25 protein-coding genes are annotated in these 22243 nt (G+C 64.5%); 10 read left to right on the forward strand and 15 right to left on the reverse strand.

Annotated features, from left to right (window positions below; all coding sequences use genetic code 11):
* Positions 1-71 precede the first annotated feature (71 nt).
* The gene (locus tag ACQ3DC_RS03695) at positions 72-1895 is read right to left on the reverse strand and encodes an L-lactate permease (RefSeq protein ID WP_430751567.1); all 1824 of its coding nucleotides are present in this window, start codon (positions 1893-1895) and stop codon (positions 72-74) included.
* A 228-nt stretch (positions 1896-2123) separates the two neighbouring features.
* On the opposite strand from ACQ3DC_RS03695, the gene aceB reads away from it, so the two are divergent.
* Both aceB and ACQ3DC_RS03705 read left to right on the forward strand, forming a co-directional pair.
* Complete coding sequence (gene aceB, locus ACQ3DC_RS03700; RefSeq protein ID WP_430751568.1) at positions 2124-3740, forward strand: malate synthase A; 1617 nt, start codon at positions 2124-2126, stop codon at positions 3738-3740.
* A gap of 292 nt (positions 3741-4032) precedes the next feature.
* Positions 4033-4641 carry a flavodoxin family protein gene (locus ACQ3DC_RS03705; protein ID WP_430751569.1) on the forward strand — a complete coding sequence of 203 codons (609 nt, stop codon included), beginning with the start codon at positions 4033-4035 and terminating at the stop codon, positions 4639-4641.
* A gap of 69 nt (positions 4642-4710) precedes the next feature.
* Here ACQ3DC_RS03705 and ACQ3DC_RS03710 read toward each other — a convergent pair whose 3' ends face one another.
* On the reverse strand, positions 4711-5085 hold the full coding sequence (locus tag ACQ3DC_RS03710) for a cupin domain-containing protein (protein WP_157241386.1): 375 nt from the start codon (positions 5083-5085) through the stop codon (positions 4711-4713).
* 487 nt (positions 5086-5572) lie between these two features.
* Here ACQ3DC_RS03710 and ACQ3DC_RS03715 point away from each other — a divergent pair, with 487 nt between their 5' ends.
* On the forward strand, positions 5573-5719 hold the full coding sequence (locus tag ACQ3DC_RS03715; RefSeq protein ID WP_421092573.1) for a hypothetical protein: 147 nt from the start codon (positions 5573-5575) through the stop codon (positions 5717-5719).
* Between the two features lie 61 nt (positions 5720-5780).
* Here ACQ3DC_RS03715 and ACQ3DC_RS03720 read toward each other — a convergent pair whose 3' ends face one another.
* Positions 5781-6122 (reverse strand): YciI family protein, encoded by a 342-nt coding sequence (locus ACQ3DC_RS03720; RefSeq protein WP_430751570.1) that lies wholly within the window; start codon positions 6120-6122, stop codon positions 5781-5783.
* Positions 6123-6335: 213 nt separating this feature from the next.
* On the opposite strand from ACQ3DC_RS03720, the gene ACQ3DC_RS03725 reads away from it, so the two are divergent.
* On the forward strand, positions 6336-7163 hold the full coding sequence (locus ACQ3DC_RS03725) for an oxidoreductase (protein ID WP_430751571.1): 828 nt from the start codon (positions 6336-6338) through the stop codon (positions 7161-7163).
* 133 nt (positions 7164-7296) lie between these two features.
* Here the strand turns inward: ACQ3DC_RS03725 and ACQ3DC_RS03730 are convergent, their stop codons facing one another.
* Positions 7297-7875, reverse strand: a complete 579-nt coding sequence (locus ACQ3DC_RS03730) for a recombinase family protein (protein WP_430751572.1) — start codon at positions 7873-7875, stop codon at positions 7297-7299.
* A 181-nt stretch (positions 7876-8056) separates the two neighbouring features.
* Here ACQ3DC_RS03730 and ACQ3DC_RS03735 point away from each other — a divergent pair, with 181 nt between their 5' ends.
* A complete protein-coding gene (locus ACQ3DC_RS03735) occupies positions 8057-8281 on the forward strand; it encodes a hypothetical protein (protein WP_430751573.1) in 225 nt (74 codons plus the stop codon).
* Between the two features lie 37 nt (positions 8282-8318).
* Positions 8319-8846: a GNAT family N-acetyltransferase gene (locus tag ACQ3DC_RS03740; RefSeq protein ID WP_430751574.1), complete on the forward strand. Its 528-nt coding sequence runs from the start codon at positions 8319-8321 to the stop codon at positions 8844-8846.
* A 685-nt stretch (positions 8847-9531) separates the two neighbouring features.
* On the opposite strand, the gene ACQ3DC_RS03745 is transcribed toward ACQ3DC_RS03740, so the two are convergent.
* Positions 9532-10056 carry a DUF2199 domain-containing protein gene (locus tag ACQ3DC_RS03745; RefSeq protein WP_430751575.1) on the reverse strand — a complete coding sequence of 175 codons (525 nt, stop codon included), beginning with the start codon at positions 10054-10056 and terminating at the stop codon, positions 9532-9534.
* Positions 10057-10762: 706 nt separating this feature from the next.
* On the opposite strand from ACQ3DC_RS03745, the gene ACQ3DC_RS03750 reads away from it, so the two are divergent.
* Positions 10763-11062, forward strand: a complete 300-nt coding sequence (locus tag ACQ3DC_RS03750) for a hypothetical protein (protein ID WP_430751576.1) — start codon at positions 10763-10765, stop codon at positions 11060-11062.
* Positions 11063-11246: 184 nt separating this feature from the next.
* Here the strand turns inward: ACQ3DC_RS03750 and ACQ3DC_RS03755 are convergent, their stop codons facing one another.
* The 8 genes from ACQ3DC_RS03755 to ACQ3DC_RS03790 all read right to left on the reverse strand — a co-directional run bounded on the left by ACQ3DC_RS03755 (position 11247) and on the right by ACQ3DC_RS03790 (position 16533).
* A complete protein-coding gene (locus tag ACQ3DC_RS03755) occupies positions 11247-11630 on the reverse strand; it encodes a DUF1304 family protein (protein ID WP_430751577.1) in 384 nt (127 codons plus the stop codon).
* Between the two features lie 826 nt (positions 11631-12456).
* Positions 12457-12669 (reverse strand): hypothetical protein, encoded by a 213-nt coding sequence (locus ACQ3DC_RS03760; protein ID WP_430751578.1) that lies wholly within the window; start codon positions 12667-12669, stop codon positions 12457-12459.
* Between the two features lie 144 nt (positions 12670-12813).
* A complete protein-coding gene (locus ACQ3DC_RS03765) occupies positions 12814-13221 on the reverse strand; it encodes a four-helix bundle copper-binding protein (RefSeq protein ID WP_430751579.1) in 408 nt (135 codons plus the stop codon).
* A gap of 59 nt (positions 13222-13280) precedes the next feature.
* Entirely contained in the window at positions 13281-13775 is a 495-nt protein-coding gene (locus tag ACQ3DC_RS03770; protein ID WP_430751580.1) for a hypothetical protein, read from the reverse strand.
* A 168-nt stretch (positions 13776-13943) separates the two neighbouring features.
* Complete coding sequence (locus ACQ3DC_RS03775) at positions 13944-14120, reverse strand: CsbD family protein (RefSeq protein WP_430751581.1); 177 nt, start codon at positions 14118-14120, stop codon at positions 13944-13946.
* A 117-nt stretch (positions 14121-14237) separates the two neighbouring features.
* The gene (locus tag ACQ3DC_RS03780; RefSeq protein ID WP_430751582.1) at positions 14238-14615 is read right to left on the reverse strand and encodes an ArsR/SmtB family transcription factor; all 378 of its coding nucleotides are present in this window, start codon (positions 14613-14615) and stop codon (positions 14238-14240) included.
* Positions 14596-15858 carry an MFS transporter gene (locus tag ACQ3DC_RS03785; protein ID WP_430751583.1) on the reverse strand — a complete coding sequence of 421 codons (1263 nt, stop codon included), beginning with the start codon at positions 15856-15858 and terminating at the stop codon, positions 14596-14598. The genes ACQ3DC_RS03780 and ACQ3DC_RS03785 overlap by 20 nt, the downstream gene beginning before the upstream one ends.
* A gap of 405 nt (positions 15859-16263) precedes the next feature.
* A complete protein-coding gene (locus ACQ3DC_RS03790; RefSeq protein ID WP_323056790.1) occupies positions 16264-16533 on the reverse strand; it encodes a hypothetical protein in 270 nt (89 codons plus the stop codon).
* A gap of 472 nt (positions 16534-17005) precedes the next feature.
* Between ACQ3DC_RS03790 and ACQ3DC_RS03795 the strand changes: the two genes are divergently transcribed.
* On the forward strand, positions 17006-17716 hold the full coding sequence (locus tag ACQ3DC_RS03795) for a GAF and ANTAR domain-containing protein (protein ID WP_430751584.1): 711 nt from the start codon (positions 17006-17008) through the stop codon (positions 17714-17716).
* A 142-nt stretch (positions 17717-17858) separates the two neighbouring features.
* Here ACQ3DC_RS03795 and ACQ3DC_RS03800 read toward each other — a convergent pair whose 3' ends face one another.
* The gene (locus tag ACQ3DC_RS03800) at positions 17859-19835 is read right to left on the reverse strand and encodes an amino acid transporter (protein ID WP_430751585.1); all 1977 of its coding nucleotides are present in this window, start codon (positions 19833-19835) and stop codon (positions 17859-17861) included.
* A gap of 236 nt (positions 19836-20071) precedes the next feature.
* On the opposite strand from ACQ3DC_RS03800, the gene ACQ3DC_RS03805 reads away from it, so the two are divergent.
* Both ACQ3DC_RS03805 and ACQ3DC_RS03810 read left to right on the forward strand, forming a co-directional pair.
* A complete protein-coding gene (locus tag ACQ3DC_RS03805; RefSeq protein ID WP_321214277.1) occupies positions 20072-20296 on the forward strand; it encodes a hypothetical protein in 225 nt (74 codons plus the stop codon).
* A 130-nt stretch (positions 20297-20426) separates the two neighbouring features.
* Entirely contained in the window at positions 20427-20690 is a 264-nt protein-coding gene (locus ACQ3DC_RS03810) for a GlsB/YeaQ/YmgE family stress response membrane protein (RefSeq protein WP_139030225.1), read from the forward strand.
* Between the two features lie 84 nt (positions 20691-20774).
* Here the strand turns inward: ACQ3DC_RS03810 and nhaA are convergent, their stop codons facing one another.
* Complete coding sequence (gene nhaA, locus ACQ3DC_RS03815) at positions 20775-22127, reverse strand: Na+/H+ antiporter NhaA (protein ID WP_321214278.1); 1353 nt, start codon at positions 22125-22127, stop codon at positions 20775-20777.
* Between the last annotated feature and the right edge of the window lie 116 nt (positions 22128-22243).

A 22243-nucleotide genomic window follows, 5' to 3' on the forward strand; every position in this document is an offset into this window, starting at 1 on the left:
TTCTGTGGGCATGGGGCCGGGGGCGGACGCACTCCCCCGGCCCTGTTTCATTTGTAGGGGCGGCGGGGCGTTTAGGGAACCATCCAGCCAAGTACCGGTGTCGACTGCAGCAGGACCAGGAGGATCATCACGGCCAGGAGCCCAAGGCTCCAGCCCAGGAGCTTCCTGAAGAGTGTGCCTTCGGATCCCTCCAGGCCCACCGCGGCCGCTGCCACTGCCAGGTTCTGCAGGGACAGCATCTTGCCCATGACGCCGGCGGAGGAGTTGGCCGCCGCCATAAGGACCGGAGGCAGTCCGGTCTGTTCGGCTGCGGAAACCTGGAGCTGGCCGAAGAGGGAGTTGGACGAGGTGTCGGAGCCGGTCAGGGCGACGCCGAGCCAGCCGATCACCGGTGAGAGGACAGCGAAGAATCCGCCGGCCGAGGCGAGTGCCAGGCCCAGGGAGGTGGTCTGCCCGGACAGGTTCATGACGAAGGACAGGCCCAGGACGGACATGACGGTCACGATGGTCCACCGCAGCTGCTTGAGGGTTTCCCCGTAGATGCGGAAGCCGGCGGCTGCCGGGATGCGGTACAGGGCCATGGTGATCACGCCCGAAATCAGCAGGAGCGTGCCGGTGGCCTTGAGGTGGTCGAACTTGAACTTCTGCGCCGCGACGTGCTTTCCGTCTGCGTCCACAACATCGAGGCCCGGCCAGGCAAAGCTCACGCTTCCGGCCACGCTCAGCCAGCTCTTCACCGCCGGGATCTGGGCGATTGAGAAGATGGCCATGATGATCAGGTACGGGGCGACGGCCATCCAGATTTCCCGCTGCCCGGGCCGCTGTGCCGTGCTGCCGGCGGGCGCCATGACCCGGGTGGTTGCTGCTGCGGAGACGGCCTCGGTCACCGAGGCGGAGGCCGGAACCCTTCCCGAGGAGGGGCGGGCGGGCGAACCCTGTGAGCCATAGCTTCCGCTGGGCCTGTGCGTCCCGCTGGCACCGTCCGTGCCGTTGCGGCCGTCCGTGACGGGGCCCGAGGCGAGCTCATCCTCGTCCGGCTCCGAACCGCTGACCTGCCCGGACATCTCAATGATTTCACGGGGCTGCCACACACGGAGCATCAGCAGCACGGCCGCCACCGTGGCTACGGCCGCCACAACGTCCGTGAGTTCGACGGCGAAGAAGTTCGAGGTGATGAACTGGAAGATTCCAAACACGGCGCCGGCCACCAGGGCAACGGGCCAGGTCTGCTTCAGGCCGCGCTTGCCGTCCACGATGAAGACGAGCAGCAGGGGCACGATCAGGGCGATGAAAGGCGTCTGGCGGCCGGCCATCGAGGACAGGTCATGCAGCGGCAGGCCGGTGACGCCGTTGAGGGCGATGATCGGCGCGGCCATGGCACCAAAGGCCACCGGCGCCGTGTTGGCCAGCAATGAGACAACAGCGGACTTGAAGGGCTTCATGCCCGCCGCCATCAGCATTGCGGCGGTGATGGCCACCGGTGCGCCGAAGCCGGCCAGGGACTCCAGCAGGGCGCCGAAACAGAAGGCGATCAGGATGGAGAGGATGCGCAGGTCATTGGAGATGGAACGGATGGTCCGGCCCAGGGCATCAAACCATGGCGTGGCGACGGTGAGTTTGTAGACCCAAAGGGCATTAATCAGGATCCAGAGGATGGGAAAGAAGCCATAGAAGGCGCCGGCGGCCGTGGCGCTGAACACCTGGTCCAGCGGCATCTGCCACACGACCGCCGCCAGGACGATGGACAGCAGCAGGCTGGCCAGCGCAGCTTTGGCGGCTTTCACGCGGAAAACGCCCAACAGGACAAACAGGAGGATCAACGGCAACGCCGCACAGAGGGCTGACAGGCCCAAGGAACCCCAGAGAGGGTCCACGACTTGCTGGTAAGTGCTCACAAAAAACTCCTTTGTGTTTGGAGCAGGAAGGTGGAGGAAACGCGGACGAGCGGGGATGAAGTTCCAGTGAAGTTCCACGATGTGAGAGAAGCTTTTCTTCAGGTGGATCCGAGACTACGTATCGGTCAGACCATTAGTCAATGGTCTGACCGATTTACTTTTAGGCATTGTTTTTTCGTCTGGCAGAACATATTGTCCATAATGCGAAAACTCATCGAAAGGACCGCAATGACCCTGACCCGGATCACCAACCCGCCCTTTGAACGCGCCTCCGAGATCCTTACGCCGGAAGCACTGGAGTTCCTCGCTGAGCTCCACAGCCGTTTTGCCGCCGAACGCGACGCCCGCCTGGAATCGCGGCATGCCCGCCGCGCAGAAGCGAGCCGGACAGGAACCCTGGACTTCCTCCCCGAGACAGCCGCCGTCCGGCAGGGTGACTGGACAGTGGCCCCGGCCCCTGCCGCCCTCCAGGACCGCCGGGTGGAAATCACCGGCCCCGCCTCCCCCGCCAAGATGGCAATCAATGCCCTGAATTCGGGCGCAAAAGTATGGCTGGCAGACCTTGAAGATGCCAGCTCCCCCACGTGGTTCAACGTCATCGACGGCCAGCTCTCGCTCTATGACGCCGCCCGCGGAACGTTGGCCTACTCGTCCCCCGAGGGCAAGACCTACGCCCTCCGCACTGACGAGCCCACCGCCGTCGTCATTATGCGTCCCCGCGGGTGGCACATGGAGGAACGGAACCTGGAGTTCGACGGACGGCCCGCAGTCGGAGCCCTGGTGGACTTTGGGCTGCACTTCTTCCACAACGCCAGGCAGCTCATCGACAACGGCCACGGCCCCTACTACTACCTGCCCAAGATGGAAAGCCACCTCGAAGCCCGGCTGTGGAACGAGATCTTCGTTTACGCGCAGGATGCCCTCGGGCTGCCGCAGGGGACCATCCGGGCCACCGTCCTGGTGGAAACCATCCCCGCGGCCTTTGAAATGGATGAAATCCTGTACGAACTGCGCGACCATGCGTCCGGCCTCAACGCCGGCCGCTGGGACTACCTTTTCAGCATCATCAAGTATTTCCGCGATTCCGGCCCGAAGTTCACGCTTCCGGACCGCGCGGCTGTATCCATGACGGTTCCGTTCATGCGGGCCTACACCGAACTCCTGGTCAAAACCTGCCACCAGCGCGGCGCCTTCGCCATGGGCGGCATGGCAGCCGTCATCCCCAACCGCCGCCAGCCGGAAGTCACCGAGGAGGCCTTCGGGAAGGTGCGGGCGGACAAGACCCGCGAGGCCAACGACGGATTCGACGGCTCCTGGGTTGCGCATCCGGACTTGGTGCCGATCTGCATGGAAGTGTTCGACGGGGTCCTCGGAGACGCCCCCAACCAGGTGCAGCGGACGAGGCCCGAGGTCCAGGTCACCGCAGAGCAGCTGCTCGATATTGAATCGGCGCCGGGCGAGGCCACCGAGGCCGGCCTGCGGGGCAACCTCTACGTGTCCGTTGCCTACACGGCCGTCTGGTTGTCCGGCAACGGGGCGGTGGCCATCCATAACCTGATGGAGGACGCTGCAACCGCGGAAATTTCCCGGTCACAGGTGTGGCAGCAGATCCGGAACGCAGCCATCCTGGCGGACACGGGCAACACGGTGACACGGGAACTGGTGGAGCGCCTGCTGGCCGAGGAAACCCAAAAACTCCGCGGTGAAGTGGGTGAAGACCTGTTCAGCCGGTATTACGAGCCCGCATCGCAGATTATTTCCGGGATCTGCCTTTCGGAGCAGTACACGGACTTCCTCACCACTCCGGCGTACGACCTGCTCGAATCCGTTGTAGCTGCGCGGTAAAGGAACTGCCGGACACCGTCGGAACCGGACACCAAAAAGCGCGGGCCGCCCCCTTTGGCTGGAGGGCGGCCCGCGCGTTTTCCTTTTCAACGACGAGCGCTCCTCGTGGACGATGACCTCGTGCCCTTCCTCGCTGATCGCGGGCCCGGTCATGGCCTTGCCGGGGTTGGCGTCCCGCCAGCCTCCCCTCCCAACCAGACGGGAGAGCACCACCGGCCGGCAGTCCTTTTCGCCGCCGGCTACGAACCACGAAGCGGCACCAGGAAAGATCCACCGACGGCAAGGAAAACTGATGGCTGACCTCACTGCATTCGCCCTAATCTGCTCCCTGACCCCCTCGCCCGAGTCCTCGAGCAGCGAACTCATGGCCCGCCACGTGCTGGACGAGCTTGCAGCGCACGGGGTAAGCGGGAGTTCCGTGCGGGTGGTGGACCACAACGTGATGCCCGGCGTGCAGGTGGACATGGGCGCCGGCGATGCCTGGCCCGGGATCCGCAGGAAGATCCTGGCGGCGGACATCCTGGTCCTGGCCACACCCATCTGGATGGGCCACCCCAGCAGCATCACCCAGAGGGTGCTCGAACGGCTGGACGCAGACCTCGCCGAGACGGACGACGCCGGCAGGCCCGTCATGTACGGGAAGGTGGCGGTCGTGGCGGTGGTGGGCAACGAGGACGGAGCCCACAAGACGGTCGCGGACACGCAGCAGGGGCTGAACGACGTCGGCTTCACCATTCCCGCCCAGGGCGCCACCTACTGGGTGGGCGAGGCCATGCAGACCGTGGATTACATGGACTTGGACAGCGTGCCCGAGAAGGTGGCCGCCGCCACGGCGGGGGCCGCACGCAACGCTGCGCACCTGGCCAGGTACCTCACCTCGGCGCCATATCCTGCCGGGTAGAAGCCGGCCCGGGAGTGCCCCGTCGGGCCGGCGGCAGCCCGTTCGCGAAGCGGGCGGAGGGCCCCGGGATCAGGCGGGCTTTGCGAAGATCGCGGCGCTCATGACTTCGTAGCCCACGAATGCCTCGTCCCCCTCCACCCAGGCATCGTGGCCGGCCGGAATGGTGTAGGCGTGGCCGGGGCTTACCGTGGTCCGCGTCCCGTCCTCCATTTCCACGGTGAGCGTTCCGGCGGTGCAGATCCCCACGTGGTTCACCTGGCAAGTGTCCGTGTGGACCACGGTTTTTACGGTCTCGGACCACCGCCAGCCCGGCTCGAACGTGAAGCGTCCCAACGTGGCGTCGCCCAGGTTGACCACGTCCACCTGGGTCTTCGGCGGGCGGCGCTTTTCATCGGGTTCGTCAAACGACTTTGCCTCAAGGGCGTTTACTGTTACTCCGGCCATTTCGATTCTCCAGACAGGGAGGGCTTGGACTGTTCGTCCGGGGCGCCCAGACCGCTCCGGGGGGCGTTGGCCGGCCGACGCGCGCTGCGTCAACACCGCCAACAGTGGCACCCAGCGCTCTCAGCGTGCGCCCCACGAGTGCAGAGTGTCAATACTTGCCGCCGGGGTCCCCCGGCGAAGGAATTTGCCTGGCCGCCGGGGAACCCCGCACGTACAATGAAGGCGGCTCCGGACACGGATTTTCCCGCAGGTCCAGGCCTCCGCTGAGGACGGAACGCCATGCTCAAAGCACTGTTTTGCAGGGTAAATCTGGGGCACCACTGGCTGGCCGATACGGACCAGGACGGTAATTTTCGCCGGCACTGCGTGCACTGCGGGAAAGTTGACCGCCGGGTTGCCAAGTGGCCGGGTCTCCATCCCCCGGGGGATGCAGACATCCATCCCATGGACAACCACGGCAACTAGTGACTCCGGCTAGGATTCCGGAATGGGACTAATAATCACGCTGCTTGTTGTCTGGCTTGTTCTGTCCATCCTGGGCTTCGTCATCAAGGGCCTGGTGTGGCTGGCCGTCATCGGCCTGGTGCTGTTCGTGGCCACTGCCGTCTGGGGCTGGCTGAAGCGCAACGCCTGACGCCCCCTGAGGTGGGGGCCCGCTGAGGTGGGGCGCCCGCGGAGGTGCGGCGCCGCCGTCGTCAGCTCGCGGGGTCGTACTGGAACTCCCTGAGTTCCTGCGCGCAGCGGCAGGCGACGGCGATCTTTGCGGCCCACTCCAAGGCCGCCTGCCGCGAGGGCAGCTCGAGGATGGTGTAACCGCCGTTGGGTACGGTGTGGCCCCGGTAGGTGCCCTCGGTGACGGTGCCGTCGCCGGCCACGAGCACCGGGGCAACGGCCTCGTTGATCCCGCCGCCGAAGACGTACACTCCCGCCGCTTTGGCCTCCTCAATGACGGCATGGGAGTCTTCCACCACAGCTTCGAACTCCTCCTCGGGGACCACCATGGCCTCACCGGGGAACGAGATCAGGTACTTCGTCATTCGAGGACTCCTCTGCTTCGGCGGCACGATCCGGCTCTACCCAGCGGCACCACTTTTGGCGCCCAGCCCGATTATGGCCCCGGCGCCGCACCTCCGGTCAAGGCCAGACCCTTTTAACCCCAAGGGTGTCCTGGCAGTGCCTGTCATCCGCAGCAGTTATGCGGTTACCTGGTCAGTAGACGGCCCCGCCACCCAACCGATAGGAAACACATCATGGCGACATGGCTCATCACCGGATGCTCCACCGGACTCGGCCGGGCACTTGCCCGGGCGGTGCTCGCCCACGGGCACAACGCCGTGGTCACCGCCCGGGACGTCTCCACGGTGCAGGACATCGCTGACGCGCACCCCGGCACGGCACTGGCCCTTCCCCTGGACGTCACCGACCGTGCGCAGGTCAGCGCGGCGGTCAAGCAGGCGCAGGAGCGCTTCGGAGGCATTGACGTCCTGGTCAACAACGCCGGCTACGGTTACCGCGCCGCCGTGGAGGAAGCGGACGACGCCGACGTGCGGCGCCTGTTCGACACGAACGTTTTCGGCGCGGTGGACATGATCAAGGCAGTCCTTCCGGACATGCGCGCGAAAAGGTCCGGAACCATCCTGAACATCTCCTCCATCGGCGCACGCATCAATCCGGCCGGCTCCGGCTACTACTCCGCCACGAAAGCGGCCCTGGAAGGGCTGTCCGGATCGCTCCGCAAGGAACTGCAGCCCCTCGGCATCAGCGTCACGCTCATTGAACCCGGCGCCTTCCGCACCGACTTTGCCGGGCGCTCCCTCACCCAGTCGGCAACGCCGATCGCGGACTATGCGGAGACGGCCGGCAAGCGGCGCAAGGAAAACGACACCATCCATGGCACGCAGCCGGGCGACCCCCACAAAGCAGCCGAAGCGATCGTGGCCATCGCCGAAAGCCCCAATCCGCCGTCGCTCGCCGTGCTCGGCAAGGACGCTGTGGAAGCGTTCGCCGCCGTCGCCGAAGCCGAACGCACGGAACTGGAGCAGTGGCGGGACCTCAGCCTCAGCACGGACATCGCCTGACCCTGGCTCCCGGCGCCGAGCTTCCCGCCGAGGCGCCCGCGCGGGATGGAGCCGCATCGGCCTCCGCCAACCGGTCAGCCCTCCCTGTTGTGACTTTCGGCGATAAATGGCGGTCTTTTTGCGGCGCTATTTGTCACCGGGGTGGCGTTGGTGTCGCTCGTTGGATGGCGCGGTAAACCGTAGAGCGAGCGATGCCGAATAGTTCGGCAATCTCGGTGGTGGTGTGCACCCCGCCTTGGTGGAGGCTCACGAGGTGCGCCTCTTGGGCTTTCGAGAGCTTTGGTTGCTTTCCTCGCAGCCGGCCCTTGGCTTTTGCCACTGCCATTCCTTCCCGCGTTCTGGCGCGAATTAGGTCGGCTTCGAACTCGGCAACCATGCCTAGGACGTTGAATAGCAGCTTCCCTACTGGATCGTGAGGGTCGTAGACGCTGCCGCCAAGGTTGAGGGCGACCCCTTTGCGGGTGAGCTCGTCCGCGATGTCCCTGGCATCGGGCAGCGACCGAGCGAGGCGATCCAGCTTGGTCACCACAAGGGTGTCACCGCTACGGCATGCGGCCAGGGCCTTGCCAAGGCCTGGCCGTTCGCGTTGGGTGCCGGTGAATCCATGATCGACGTAGATAGCGTCGGGATCCACGCCGGCGGCCGCGAGAGCGTCGCGCTGGGCGGTCAGATCTTGAGTGTTGGTGGAGACACGGGCGTAGCCGATAAGCATGACGACGAGTGTAGCGTTTAGGCCCCATGACCGGGCAGTTTTGCGGGCGGGTCTTACGGGAATCCGGGAAGCCCGTAACGCCGTGGATTTTGACGCACGCTAAGTGGGACTGAACCGCGGCCGGTGGAGGACCGGCTTACGGGCGCCCGTAAGTTTAGGGATTGCGTTGTAAGTTGTGCCCATGATCGAGCTCCGGGCATTCACCGACGCGGATATAAAAGCGCACAACTCTGGTGAGGACGACGAGACGGTTCGTTGGCTCGCCGGCAGGGCGGAGACCGTCGATTCCACCCGCCCGCACTTTGCGATGCTGGCTGATAATGCGAGCCGCGGGGCAGTAAGCGGGGATTCGCCATACGGCTGGACCGACCAGTTGGCGCCTTTCATGGTGCGCACATGCCGTTGACAAGGGGCGCGCGATTCGATCTGGCAAGGTTGGATCCATGACCTTACGCATCCGACTCGTCACCACCGGCGACTGTGAAGCCCTGGCCGAACTGCAGGTACGCAACCGCAATTTCTTGTCACCGTGGGATCCCAGCCGGAGTGATGGCTACTTCACGGTGGAGGGGCAGCGCGCGGACGTCGAGGCAGCTCTGGCACGCCACGGGCGCGGCGAGGCGATGCCTTGGGCCATTTTGAATGACGAGGGAGCGGTAGCTGGGCGCTTGACGCTCAGCGGCATCACCCGCGGACCGTTCCAGTCGTGCAACATGGGGTACTGGCTGTCGGAGGATCAGACAGGCAAGGGCCTGGCAACGGAGGCGGTCCGTGCAGCAGTCGCCTCCGCCTTCAACGAGCTGAAACTTCATCGAGTGCAAGCCGAGACGCTGGTTGCCAATGTCGTTTCTCAGCACGTCCTCGCCAGGACAGGTTTTCAGCAGTACGGACTCGCCCCGAAGTATTTGAAGATCGCAGGCACCTGGCAAGACCACCTAATGTTCCAACACCTGAACGACAGCATCCGGTAGGGAGAGCGTCAGGTGATTGTGGCGATTGAAGGTCCCAGCGCGGCCGGGAAAACAACGTGGTGTAGAACGGCTGCGGCCGAGTTCGTGCCTGAATACGCTCCAACAGGTACCGAGCCGGACGGAAGCGATCCTGTACGCCAAGCGCACTACTGGACCGAGGTTAATAGGGGGCGTTGGTCAAAAGCGCTGGATCTTGAAGACCGCGTGCAAGTGGCGGTCTGCGACAGCGATCCGATAAAACTGCACTACTCGTGGTGCTTGGCCAGGGTCGGCGCCGCTCCGGCTTCGCGATTCGCTCATGAGCTGACATGCGTTCGCGAGGCAATGAGCCACAAACAGCTCGGATTCGCAGACCTCGTACTGGTGACAGTGCCCGATGAGGAAACCTTGTGGCTACAGAAAATCGGCGATCCAACCCGCTCTCGGCGCTCATTTGAGCTTCACGCGAAGCTTCGAGAGCCCCTCATTGAGTGGTACCAGTGCCTGAGCCGACTGAGGCCGGATCAAGTTGTATGGGGGCTGCCATTGGACGGTGTCGGTTCGATCAGCGGAACTGCGCCCAGCCCCAACCGGTACGACGTACGGGTACTCGATGCACTAATACGCGAGCTACCGAACTCACCTAAAGCAGCCCGATAGAGGATCCTTTACCGAACACCCACCCGAACCAGACCGGCGTTGAGATCTAGCCCATTACCGCTTTATTGATTTCGGCCAGCCGATGAAGCGAGATTCCGGAGGCTTGTTCTCTAACCAAAGGGTGGTCCGTGAACGGGTCCAGCTCGATGTAGGGGACCACTCCTGGCTCCCTATTGTGCACGTGCGTCGCGATTGAGGTCGTGGGCTGGTCGTAGGGCAACTCGTTACATAGCCAACCGAACACTGGGGGCATGGAGGCTCGTGCAGGATCATCCCAGTGGTCAGCAATCTTTTGGATACTTTCTTGGCTGAGTGAGACCCAAGCAGACCAGCTAAAGACCTCACCGGGGGCATCAATGAGAGGGATCTCAACGGGTCCCCTGAGGAAGTAGTGTCGTTCCCCTCCGACTTCAAGCAGGCACATGTCGCCCGTCAGTTCGCCGGCTTCCCGTTCGGTTGAGGTGGCCTGCAGCCAAACATCCGGAGCTTGGGCTCCGAAAACCGTAGCGAGCCCTTGATGTTGGTGTCCGCACGTCTCGCACTGCCATTCGTTCCCGCGCTGGCCAACCATCTATTCCCCCAATTTTTCGTGATCATTCTGGCTCCCCGAAGCCTACCTGCGAGGAAGGCCCTTTCCTCGCGCCCGGTGAAGGATCCTTCTCCGAGCATCCGCGTGGGTTGCTTTGACCCTGCTGTCAGCCCACTTGACGCTAAGCTCGTTTGGTTTGAATTAACGTGAACATCCTTGGGGGAGTTATGGATGCTGGTCCGCTGAACTTCGTTGTCCTCTTGGCGGTGGGTGCGGCCGTCTTTTTCTATGTCCTCTACCTAGTGATTAGAGCGGCGGTTCGTGACGGTATCGTCCGTGCTGATGAGCGAAGGACCGCCGATATAGCGGACTCGGAGCACCTCTAGGGGATCGGCTTACGGACGTGGCACTCTGGTTAGAGAAGACGGCCAGGAAAGGCTGATGTGCAAGGTACATATATTTTCGTAGCTGTTGCGGCTGTAGCCGTAGCCATTCTGCTTCCGATAATTTTCGTCCTTCGCCACCCAGGCAAGAAGATGGACCTAAGCCCCTATCGGCCATGGCTAGTTGGAACATTAGTTCTGGCAGCAGTTTCACTTCTGGCGACTTTCCTCGCCGTAGCTACGCAATAGTGGCTGCTCTTGTCATGCCCAACACAAGGGGTTCAAGACCTAGTCGTTGATGGGGCGTTAGTGGCACGGTGGACGATCCTCTGTCGGGGTGCCGTATGTGGTTGTAGGCTCCGGATATGTCAGGGACAGAAGCTCACAAGCGCCTCCAGCCTAAAATGGGGCGAGGAAGTTGGCGCTTCGGTATGTGGGCGTATGGTCTCCAGGCTTCCATCAGCGCGTTCCTCGCTGGCAGCCGGTTAATGGCGGGATTGAACGATGGCTGGAATGTTGTTGGCTTCTGCATCTACGTCGTCTGGTTCCTGTTGAGCGCCGGCCAGGTCATTTACCTGATGCGGGTGCGCCGAAATGATGCCCCTTTTTGGGATGCGGACGAGACTCGTCGGGCGGATTTCGACCGTCGGGGAAGACGACTTTGAGCACGCCAGCCACCTAATTGGATAACCAGCTACGCATTTTGGCAGTCCCAGCTGATTGTGCTGCGTCCGGTGAAGGATCCTCTTGCGGACGCTTCAAGCGGTCCGTAGAGCCACCACCATACGGGCGCTGCTGTGACGCGAATCAACAAAAAACGCCGCCACTAGCATTCGCCAACTACCACCCCTAGTGAACGAGAACGTAGAAGACAATTGCCAGCGCCGGGAAGAGCGCCTGGCCGATGGCGCTGACCAGGAGGCGCTTCTCTGTGACCCACAGCCAAAAACCAAGGAAGACGTGGCACGCGCAGCAGAAGATCACTATGGCCGACCCGCTGGTGGGAGTGCCTGAGAAGTTCACCAGCCACAGGCCCACTGCGATGCCCAAGCCGAAGGTGATGTTGTAGGCGCCAACATTCATCGCCCACATCCGGACTGCGTGCACGTTTTCCTGCCTGATCAGGAAGATCCGGTGGAACCGTTGGTCGCCATGGAAGAAGACCTCCAGGATGCCAACGCTTATCAGCGCCAGGCCGGTGGATCCGGCGAGTGTCTGGCTCAGCACATTCATGCCGCGCTCCTAGCCCAATCTTGCAGTCTCCGCTTCTTGCGTGCAGGTTACGCTTCAGGCGCGAAGACCTTCAAGGGGCGGATTACAAACGCAGTCCACTACCCACTACCTATGCCCGCCCGCCTCCAGCCCGGCCCCAACAGGCCGCCATAAACGAATCCGTCTACGATGATCTGCGGCTCTTCAACCACAGCGCCGAGGTCCGCCAAGCCAACGGCTCGCTGACCAGTGGCCGCCACACGATCCCCTTGCGATCACAGTGCGTCTGCCGCCAAGCTGGCGTTCACCCGCTACAGCAGACACCTTTCAGAGGTAAATTGTGAAAATGAGTGAGAGGTTCGCCGACAGGGTTACGGTCCGCGATCTCGTGGGTTTACCATTTCACGTCGGGCGAGATGTGGCGGCCGATGCCGGCGTTGCCTTGGCGAACCCTGATCCAGACGGGCCGCCTATCGGGGAGCTTGCTTGGCCGGGACTTTTCTACATCACGTCCCAGCGTCCACCCGCCGGGACCAACGTTTATCGATGGGACTCCGTCGCTGTCGAAATCGTCGCGCACGGAGACGCGGAATCCAATGCTTGGCTGCAACACCCTGGAACACCGCCCGCGGATTCCGCCCATGCGATTCCAGAGCGCGAGCAGCATGTTGATCTCACGGAAACGCAACGTCCACCTGAGTGACGCCTCGCCACAAGTCCTATACATGCCAAGCAAGTCGTCTGCGGCCCCAACCAGGCGACGGGACAGCCCCGGTGGGGAGTCCCCTTGCTGGCTGCGCCATGCGACAAATAGTGCCGTGAAAAAGCCGCCATTTAGCGCCGAGAGTCACACCTCCCTGTGGTCGAAACTGAACCCGCAGGCGCACCGGTAAGTCAGCAGGCCGCCGTCGTTCTTCTCCTGCATCTCCCCGGAAAACCTGTCCGGCGGCGTTCGGACCGCGGCCACCAGCTGCATGGCTTCGCCGCAGTGAATGTGCGAGGCCAGCATCCGACGCAATTGCGGATCTTCCACAGCCCTCGCATAAGCGTGATGTGTCATAGGGGACCTTTCCAGGCCTGCAGCCCTTGCATTTGCGGGCACAGGCCGGGCTTCCAGCGTGGTGTGTAGTGGTCACTAGCGGCCAAGGATGGCCTGCCAACGTGAGGGCAAGTCTGCCGTCACTCTTCGTGGCGCATCACTTGCTCATGCAAGGGCACCAAGGAGGTCGGCGCACGCCTGCTCGCAGCGGCGGCAGGCTTCGGCGCACACCTCGCAGTGGCGGTGCATGGAGGCATGCTGTCCGCATTCCTCCATGCAGGACCTGCAGGCGGTGCGGCATGCTTCCAGGACTGCGCGCGCGACATCGGCGTCGTACCCAGTGCGGCGGGAGAGGATCTTCCCCGCGGCCACGCAGATGTCTACGCAGTCAAGGTTGGCGCGGATGCACTTGGTGAGGTCAGCGACCATATCCTCGCTGAGGCACGCGTCGGCACATGCGGTGCAGGTCTGGGCGCACTCGAAGCACGCCTGGATGCATTCGGCGAGCTTCGACTTGTCGATGCTCCCGAGGTCCCTGGGGTAGGCGTCCAGCATGGACTGTACGTGGGTCATTGGTTTCTCTTTCCAGGTCTGTTCAGCAGGTACTGGGTAGGTGGCACAGCGCGCCGGGTCTACGTCCTGCTGACGGAAAGTTCCACCATGCTGAGGGCCGGCAGATCCGGCTCGGGCGGGTTAACGCTGGCACGAAGGCAAACACCTGGCACCCGGTGGACCAACGACGGCGGGTCCACCGCTCCCGTCCGTAAGGGCGCCGGTCCGCTGCGCGGAGCGTGGCGGCGTTCGCAGCACTCCCGCTCCATCGATTCAGGGGCAGCCAACGGGACGGCTTGTTGGACCGTGTGGACAACCTGGGCAGCCGGCGTCGGCATGTCATGGGACGTTGCCGAAGCCGCCGGAAGGGGCGGCGCTGCTTCATCGCCTTCGAGGCCGGCCGCCTGGCCGCTTGCCGGCTGCATGGTGCCGTGGCCCACAATTGCGTACCGGCTGCCGTAGGTGTGTGAGGCGGCCCCGGCAACGAGCAGGGCCAGAAGCAGCCACACGAAAACGCTTCGCAGCGAAAGGGCGCTGCGGGGAATCTCCGGCGGAAACCATGTGAGCCTGGCCATTCCCGGCTTCCTGGTGGGCACCATCGTTTCAGCCTAGCTTCGGATTTTCCCCCCGGACATCACATGAGCATTACTTTTTGGGCCCTCCTGCGGGCCGTGAAGCGTACCGGACAACGCAAAAGGGTGCGCCTCCACAGAGGAGTCGCACCCATTTGCGTCGGACCGGAGTCAGTCCTTCTTGAAAGCGTCCTTGACCTTTTCGCCGGCCTGCTTGAGGTCGCCCTTGGTCTGGTCTGCCTGGCCTTCGGCCTTCAGGCGGTCGTCGCCTGTTGCCTCGCCCGTGGCCTCTTTACCCTTGCCGCCAAGCTTCTCGGCTGCGTTACCAATCTTGTCGTCCAAACCCATGGTGTTTCTCCCTACGGTCGGCTCCCGCCGGCGTACCGCCAGCGGCTTACCTTCCCATCGTAACCACAAATCACTAAGGGTGCTGATCATTTCGGCCGCGGCGGGCGGTGCTGCACCTTATCCGTGGGCCGGCTCGCCCGTGACCCGGTGGTCCGCATGATTGATGGTTTCACGGATGAGCCGCGCCAGGTGGCCGTCGTGGAGTGAGTAGATCACGTGGCGGCCGTCCTTGCGGGTGTCCACCAGCCCGCTCAGGCGGAGCTTTGCCAAGTGCTGGCTTGCCACTGTCCTCGGGACGCCCACAGCTGCCGTCAGCTCCGTCACCGTCTTGGGACCCTGGGACAGCTGCCAGAGCAGGTGCAGGCGCGTCGGTTCAGCGAGCATCCGAAGGGTTGCGGAAGCCGCCTCCAGCAGTTCCGGCCCCGGGGTCACGTGGTGGACCAGGGACGGCACCTCAGCGGCGGAGATGGCTTTGCTACCGGGCTGGCTGCTCACTGTCCTGCTCCTCCTCTGCGCGGTCCGTGGCCTCCGCGGCATTTTGCCGGGGCCAGGAAAGGAATGCTCCTGCACTGCCTATCATCGCAACAATTGTCAGGGCCAGCGCAGCCCAGCCCAGGCCCGCCGCGGCGCCCACCCACCCGGCCAGCGGATAAGTGATGATGTAGCAGGCGTGCGAGAGGGAGAACTGCGCCGCAAAAACGTAGGGACGGGTGTCCACGGTGGACGCGTCGCGGAGGAGCCTTGACGACGGCGTGAGGATGGTGGCGCTGGCAGCGCCCAGCAGGAGCCACAGTCCCAGCAGCAGCCACCACCCGCCTCCGGCGGGGCGCAGGGAGAGCGCGGCGGCGCAGGCCAGGACGAAGGGGATGACGGCGGCACCGGCGAGCATCACGGACCTGTCCCCGAACCGGCCGAGCGCCCGCGGGGCGGACAATGCCACAATCATGGACCCCGTGCCGAAGCAGGCCAGCGCCAGGGCCAGGTCAGTTTCCGGCCGCAGCAGGACCTCCCGTACGTACACCACAGTGTTGACCAGCACCAGTGCCGTCGGGGCCGCGACCACCAGGTTGAGGGCCAGCAGCGACCGCAGCCGCCGGTTCCGCCAGAAGATCCTGGCGCCCAGGGTGGTGCGGTGCCACAGCGAGGCCTGCGGCACCGCAGCCGGCATGCGTTGGGGCAGGGCACTGAGGGCCACCAGGGCGGCTGAGGACAGGAAGCCGAAAACCGTCCCGAGGAACAGGTTGCTGTAGCCCACCACGGTCAGCAGCAGCGCGGCTATGGCCGGGCTGGCCAGGGCTTCCATGTCATAGGCCAGCCGGGACAGGGACAGCGCCCGGGTGTAGTCCCGCTCATCCGGCAGGACGGTGGGGATCAGCGACTGGAAGGCAGGAGTGAAGGTGGCGGAGGCGGACTGGAGCAGGAAGACCGCCACGTAGATCTGCCAGGCGTCCGTGATGAACGGCAGGGACAGCGCCATCGCCGCGCGCACCACGTCTGCCCCGATCAGGACCCGCTTCGTCGGCCACCGGGCCGCCAGCGCATTGATCACCGGCGCCAGGCCCACGTAGGCAAACATCTTGACCGTCAACGCAGTCCCCAGGACGGACCCGGCATCGGTGCCGGCAAGGTCATAGGCCAGCAGCCCGAGGGCAACCGTCAGCAGGCCCGTGCCGATCAGCGCAACCCCCTGCGCGGCAAACAGCCGGCGGTAGGTGGCGTTCCGCAGCACCGACAACAATGGGCCCAACTCCTTGAGTGCATATGTGCATAACTATGCACTCAACGCTAGCGGCAGGGGAAGGAAAACGAAAGGTGCGGCTCCGCCGAAGCCGCACCTTTCCCTGCTTCAAGGCGTTTAGTCCTGTTTGAAGGCATCCTTGACCTCTGGCGCTTCCCCCTACGGCTGGTGTCCGCCGGACCCCGCCGGCGGCCGGCTGGCTTTGGGGCGCCGTGCCGTCACCGCCGTCGCGCTGGACGAGGGCAGACCTGAAGGGACCGCGGACAGACTCCCCCGTACCGGGATCCACCAGGAAGGGATCCTCCTCGATCCCGAATGTCCTGGTGCCCCCGCCGCCGCTGCGCGGCGCCATCAATGCTCGCGGCGCCCATCGCCGTCGTCCTTTGAACTTCGGTGCACTGGCCCCTACAGGGGGGAGGAATCCTGAACGGCCGGCGCGCCCGCCCGGCCCGACGTGCCCCAGCCTTGTGCGAGGCGCTCGTAAACCAGGTCCAGCAGCTCAGCGGCCCTCTGGTTCACCCGCCGCGAGTCATCCAGGCTCCGGTCCAGCCGGGCTATCTCCGCCCGCAACTCGGCGATGTCCGATGCGGCTACGGCCAGGCGCAGGTGGACCTCTTCGAGCGGGTTACTCAGCGGCTCGTGATGGTGCATAGCCTCAATCAAAGGATCATTCATGGCAGTGTCCTCCGTTATGTCGGCGGGGCAACAGCACCCTGGGTGACGGGCTTTGCTACCGCCAAAGAAGAATATATAAGCACACTTACCAATGCCCGGGAAGGCTTGCCCGGGATCAAGGCCTCTGCAAGCCCCCGACGCTGCATCCGGTGCACTCTCCATGGCCGCCACCGGGCGGGGCTCGCCTGTACTTCCCCTTTTGTGACGCGTAATCTCAGGAGTGTGACGGGATACAATTCCAGTCCCCTCCCGGCCCCCTGCACAGGCCCCCCGGAGCAGTCGCTGTAGTAAACCGGCGGCACACGGTGCAGAAGCGGAATGGGCCCACCATGGCAACCTCGCACTTCCAGCAGTTCCTTGACCACGCCGCGGTTTTCGATCCGTCCAGCGACGGCGGCCCGGGCCCCCGGCTGCCTCTACAGCGACCCGGCTGCCACGTGATGCCGCCCGGGCGGAGCCAGGAGGTGGCGGAGTGAGCCGCCTTCCCCTCGACCCCCTCGACGACCTGACCGCGGCTGTGGCGCGCATCCGCGGGTTGCTCTTGAGCCAGGAGAAGGCTGACAGGGCGGTCAGCCTGCTGGCCCAGGCGATCAAGGAAACCATGCCGGGCGCACCCGGAACAGGGGCCTCGCTCCTGGATCCGGCCGGCGGCCTGATCAGCAGCGGCTCCACGGATGCCGTGGTGAGGCAGGCCGACGCCGCGCAGTACGAACTGCGTGAGGGCCCGTGCCTCATGGCGTGGGCAGCGGAAGAAGTGGTCATCGTGCACGACGTCCACACGGACGGGCGGTGGCCCCGCTGGGCGTCGGCCGTTGCCGGGCTGCCCGTCCGCTCCGTGGCCAGCGCGCCGCTGCTGGCAGGAAAGGATTCGATCGGAGCCTTGAAAATCTATTCAGCCCTGCCCGGGCAGTATGACGAAGACCGCGGCCGCACCCTGGCCCTGTTCGCCGGAGCAGCGGCGACTCTTGTGGCCCACGTCCAAGGCAGCGAGGCGCCGCTTCGGATGTCCGAACAGCTCAAAGCCACGTTGGCCAGCCGGGACACCATCAACCGCGCCTGCGGGGTGCTGATGGAACGCCACGGCATCACCCATGACCAGGCACTCCAACAGCTGATCCGGGACGCTCGGGCGGCCGGTGCCTCTTTGGTGCAGGTCAGTGAAAAGCTGGTCGAGCGAGTATGAGGTCCAGGCATACCGGGGGGGCCTTCTTTCCCTCCCGTCCACCGAGCCCGACCTGCCGGCCGGGGCGGCGAATGAGCTGATCCGCGAGGCACCCCGGAGTGACAACCGTCCCCCACCAGGCAAGTCCGCGCGTCGCGTACCGTCACCCGACATGGACCCAGGGGCGCCTGGTGACGTCCGGAACGGCTTCCCGCAGCACTTCCCTCGTGACTGTAGCGATTTCGCCTTCCCCGAGAAACAGGAACCGCAGAAGGTTGGTGATCGGGTTGCCCTCCGTCCAGCGGAAGTAGATGTGCGGCATCAGCCCGGTGACGTCCCTGATGTGGAGCAGGACGGAGGCGATGGTGTTCGGGACCACGGGCCCGTGGACTTCGAGGACGTTGTAGCCGTGGCGGGTCACACCGCGGACAAACAGTTCCGTTTCGAAATCGGAGGAGTCATCGACGATCACTTCAAGGAACAGCGGCTCGTGTTCGACGGGCAGGTGGCTGACGTCGATGGCTGAGGCGAGCTTGTGCCGGTATGCCTCTGCGGATTTCCGCAGAGGCTCGTGGGCGATGATGGCGATGGGGCCTTCGAGGGTGCTGGACATGAATTCCAGGGCCTGTTGGTCCAGGTGGACACGGGTTGCGTGCAGCTCAAAGGAGCGCCCGACGCGGGACAGCAGGGAAATCACGATGGTTCCGAGAACAAAAACCCCGGCGATCCTGATGCCCTCGGGGCGTTCGAAGACGTTTGCAATGGTGGTGTAGGTGAAAACCAGGGCGATTGCGCCGAACCCGAGGGCGCGTCCCCGGTGGCCCCCTCGCTGCGCGGACAGCGTGACGGCGACCGCTGCGGAGGTCATGAGCACCAGGACGCCGGTTGCGTACGCGCCGCCCTGCGCGTCGACGTCGGCGTCAAAGAGGTAAGTGATGAGGAAGCTGACAAGGGTGAACACGAGCACAAGCGGGCGCACGGCCCGGGCCCACCCCGGGGCCATGCCGTAACGGGGAAGGTACCGGGGAACCAGGTTCAACAGGCCTGCCATGGCGGAGGCGCCGGCAAACCACAGGATGGCGATGGTGCTGATGTCGTAGATGCTCCCGAAGCCGACGCCGAGGTATTCATGGGCAAGGTAGGCCAAGGCACGCCCGTTCGCCTGGCCGCCGGGCTGGAATTCCTGCTCCGGAATCAGGACGACGGTGATGAAGCTGGTGGCGATGAGGAACCCGCTCATGATCACCGCGGCACCGGTAAGCATCCGCCGCGTTCCCTTGATACGCCCCGCAGGATATTCTTCAGTGTCGTTCTCGTCGCCCCTGACCTGGGGCATGACCGCAACGCCGGTTTCGAAACCGGAAAGCCCCAGCGCCAATTTCGGGAAAACAATCAGGGCGACTGCCACCGCCATGAGCGGGTCCCCGTGGGAAGTCAGCAGGGTGGCCCACCAGTCGCCGACGACGACCGGTTGGGTGGAGATTTGAACCAGCGAGGCGCCCACCACCACGGCATTCAAGCCGAGGTACAGGACCACCAGGACCACCGCGACGGCGATGGCTTCCTTGAAACCGCGCAGGAAGACGGCGCCCAGCAACGCCAGGAGGAACAGGGTGACAAGGACGTTCTGTCCGTGCAGCCAGTCCGGCACAACCGGGTTCTCAATCACATGGGCGGTGGCGTCTGCAGCGGAGAGGGTCATGGTAATCATGAAGTCGGTGGCGGCGAAGCCGAGCAGGACCAGGACCAGGAGCTTGCCGCCCCAGCTGGGCAGCAACCGCTCAAGCATGGCGATGGAGCCTTCCCCGTGGTGGCTTTCGACGGCGACCCGCCTGTAGACGGGCAGGGCGCCCAGCAACGTCACGGCGACCAGCACCATTGTGGCGACGGGCGAAACGACGCCGGCAGCGAGCGCGGCGATGGCAGGCTGGTAGCCAAGGGTGGAGAAATAGTCGACACCCGTCAGGCACATGACCTGCCACCATGGATGGACCTTCCCGTGGGAGGACGCCGCCACGCCGGGCCCAAGGTGGGTGCCTTTGCTGTCCTGGAGCCCGAACAGAAGCCACAGCCTGAAGGCTTGCATTCCCCGCGGCCGCGGCGCGGAGGGATCAGCTGGCGGCCTGCTCAACGTGGTCATGGCATTTCCTTCCACGCTGCCACTGCACTGGTTCATGCCGAAGCTAGCACCGGGCAAAAGCGGCGGAGCAAGGAGGGACCGTTTATTAATGGTTCCTTTACACGCCGCCGGCCAGGCCTCCGGCCGGCACCCGCCCCGGCCCCCGAAGGTCACAGGAAAAATACTCGATTGAAACAATTCAGCAACCTTGCCACGGCATGCTGTGCATACGGGGACACAACAGCAGGAGGCGCATCATGGAGGCACGTAAAGTTCTCACCGGCCAGCTTCGGATCGGCGACCAGATCGAGGCGTGGCACAACGGCAAGCTATTCCACCGCGGGCGGGTGACCGACGTCGTACCCGCCCTGGAACTGTTCTGGATCCTGGACGCGAGGACGGGCGCGCGGAAGCTGCTGGACCCTGAGGCGCTGGAGATCCGGCATGTGGAGGAGCAGGCCAAGCCGCTGGCCCCGGCCTGATTTCCGCCCTTGTGACGGTGCCGTCCCGGTCAAAGGGACGGCACCGGCGCGTGCATAGAATGGACCCATTGCGGCACCGCTGCGGCAGTACGGGCGTCACCCGCCCGCAACCACCACGAAGGAGCACACCGTGATCGGATTCATCGTTGCAGGCCTCATCATCGGCGCACTTGCCCGCCTCATCAAGCCGGGCAAGCAGAACCTGGGCCTGCTGGCCACCCTCCTGCTGGGCCTTGCCGGCTCCGTCATCGGCGGCGTGGTGGCTTCGCTCCTGGGCACCGGGGACATTTTCGAGCTGAACTTCCTGGGCTTCATCGTGGCCGTCATCGCCTCGGTGCTCCTGGTGGGAACGGCTGAAGCGGTGGCCGGCCGCCGGAGTTCCGTACGCCGCTAAGGCCTGCCCTACGGCCATATCCAACGCGGGGTCACGCCGCGCCCTGACCGAGCAGTCAATTGGGCGCGAAGTGACCCCTTGTTGTTAGGCCCTGCCCTGGTACACGTCCGGGATGCCGTCCTGGTCGGCGTCCACCTTTTCCAGTTCTTCGGCCACCCGGTAGTGCCGGTTCCGGGCCTTCAGCACGGCCGTGGCCAGCAGGGCGGCGAGCAGGGACGCGGCCAGGATGCCCACCTTGGCGTGGTCGTCCTGCAGGGTGCCCTGCCCAAAGCTCAGCTCGGCCACCAGCAGCGACACCGTGAAGCCGATGCCGGCCAGGAGTGCCACGCCGAAGACATCGATCCACTTGAACGAGGTGTCCAGCTCCGCCCTGGTGGCCTTGGTCAGGACCCACGTGGTGCCCAGGATTCCGATCGGTTTGCCCAACACAAGCGCCGCGATGATGCCCAGGGCCACCGGGTCCGCGAGCGCTGAAGCCAGTCCTTCCAGGCCGCCCACCGCCACGCCGGCGGAAAAGAACGCGAAGACGGGTACCGCGATGCCCGCAGAAATGGGCCTGAACCGGTGCTCGAAGATTTCCGCCAGGCCTGGCCCTGCCTCCGGGCCGCCGCCGGCCTGTGACCGGATGACGGGGATGGCGAAGCCCAGCAGGACCCCGGCGACGGTGGCGTGGATGCCTGAGGCATGCACCAGGGCCCAGGTGACCGCGCCCAGGGGCAGCAGGATAAACCAGGATGCAAGGACCTTGCGGCCGAAGAAGTAGCGGAACTTCTGGGCCAGGAACGCATAGATGGCCAACGGAATGAGGGCCAGCAGCAGCGGCACGGGCTGCAGGTCGCTGGTGTAGAAGAACGCGATGATGGTGATGGCGATGAGGTCGTCCACCACAGCCAGCGTCAGCAGGAAGATCCGCAGTGCGCTGGGCAGGTGTGAGCCGATAATGGCCAGCACCGCCACGGCGAAGGCGATGTCCGTGGCCGTGGGGATGGCCCAGCCGCGCAGGGTTTCAGGACTGGTGAAGTTGATTGCCGCGTAGATGAGCGCCGGAACCAGCACGCCGCCCGCGGCTGCGGTAACAGGAACTATCGATTTGCTGATCTGGCGAAGATCCCCGGCAACGAACTCGCGTTTGAGCTCCAGGCCCACCAGGAAGAAGAAGATGGCCAGCAGTCCGTCCGCTGCCCAGGCGCCGAGGCTGAGGTCAAGGTGCCAGGGCTCGTAGCCCACCTTGAAATCGCGGAGGGCAAAGTAGCTGTCCGACGCCGGCGAGTTGGCCCAGAGGAGGGCGATGAGCGCAGCGGAGACCAGCAGGGCCCCGCCCACTGTTTCCTTGCGGAGAATCTCCCCGATCCGGAGCGCCTCCGCGTAGCTGCCGCGGGAAAAGACCGCGGGCTTCCGTGGCGGAGAAGGGGGCGTAATGGGCGAGGGATGGTTCATAGGGGCTCCCGGCATCTGGGTTCGACAAAATCATGCCGACCAGACTTCCCGGCGCACCTTTGTCCATCCTACAGGGGCTGCACTGTGCGCCATTTCACTTTTTTCCCATCCGAAAC

Source organism: Paenarthrobacter sp. NEAU-H11, from assembly GCF_050573415.1.
Taxonomy (GTDB): Bacteria; Actinomycetota; Actinomycetes; order Actinomycetales; family Micrococcaceae; genus Arthrobacter.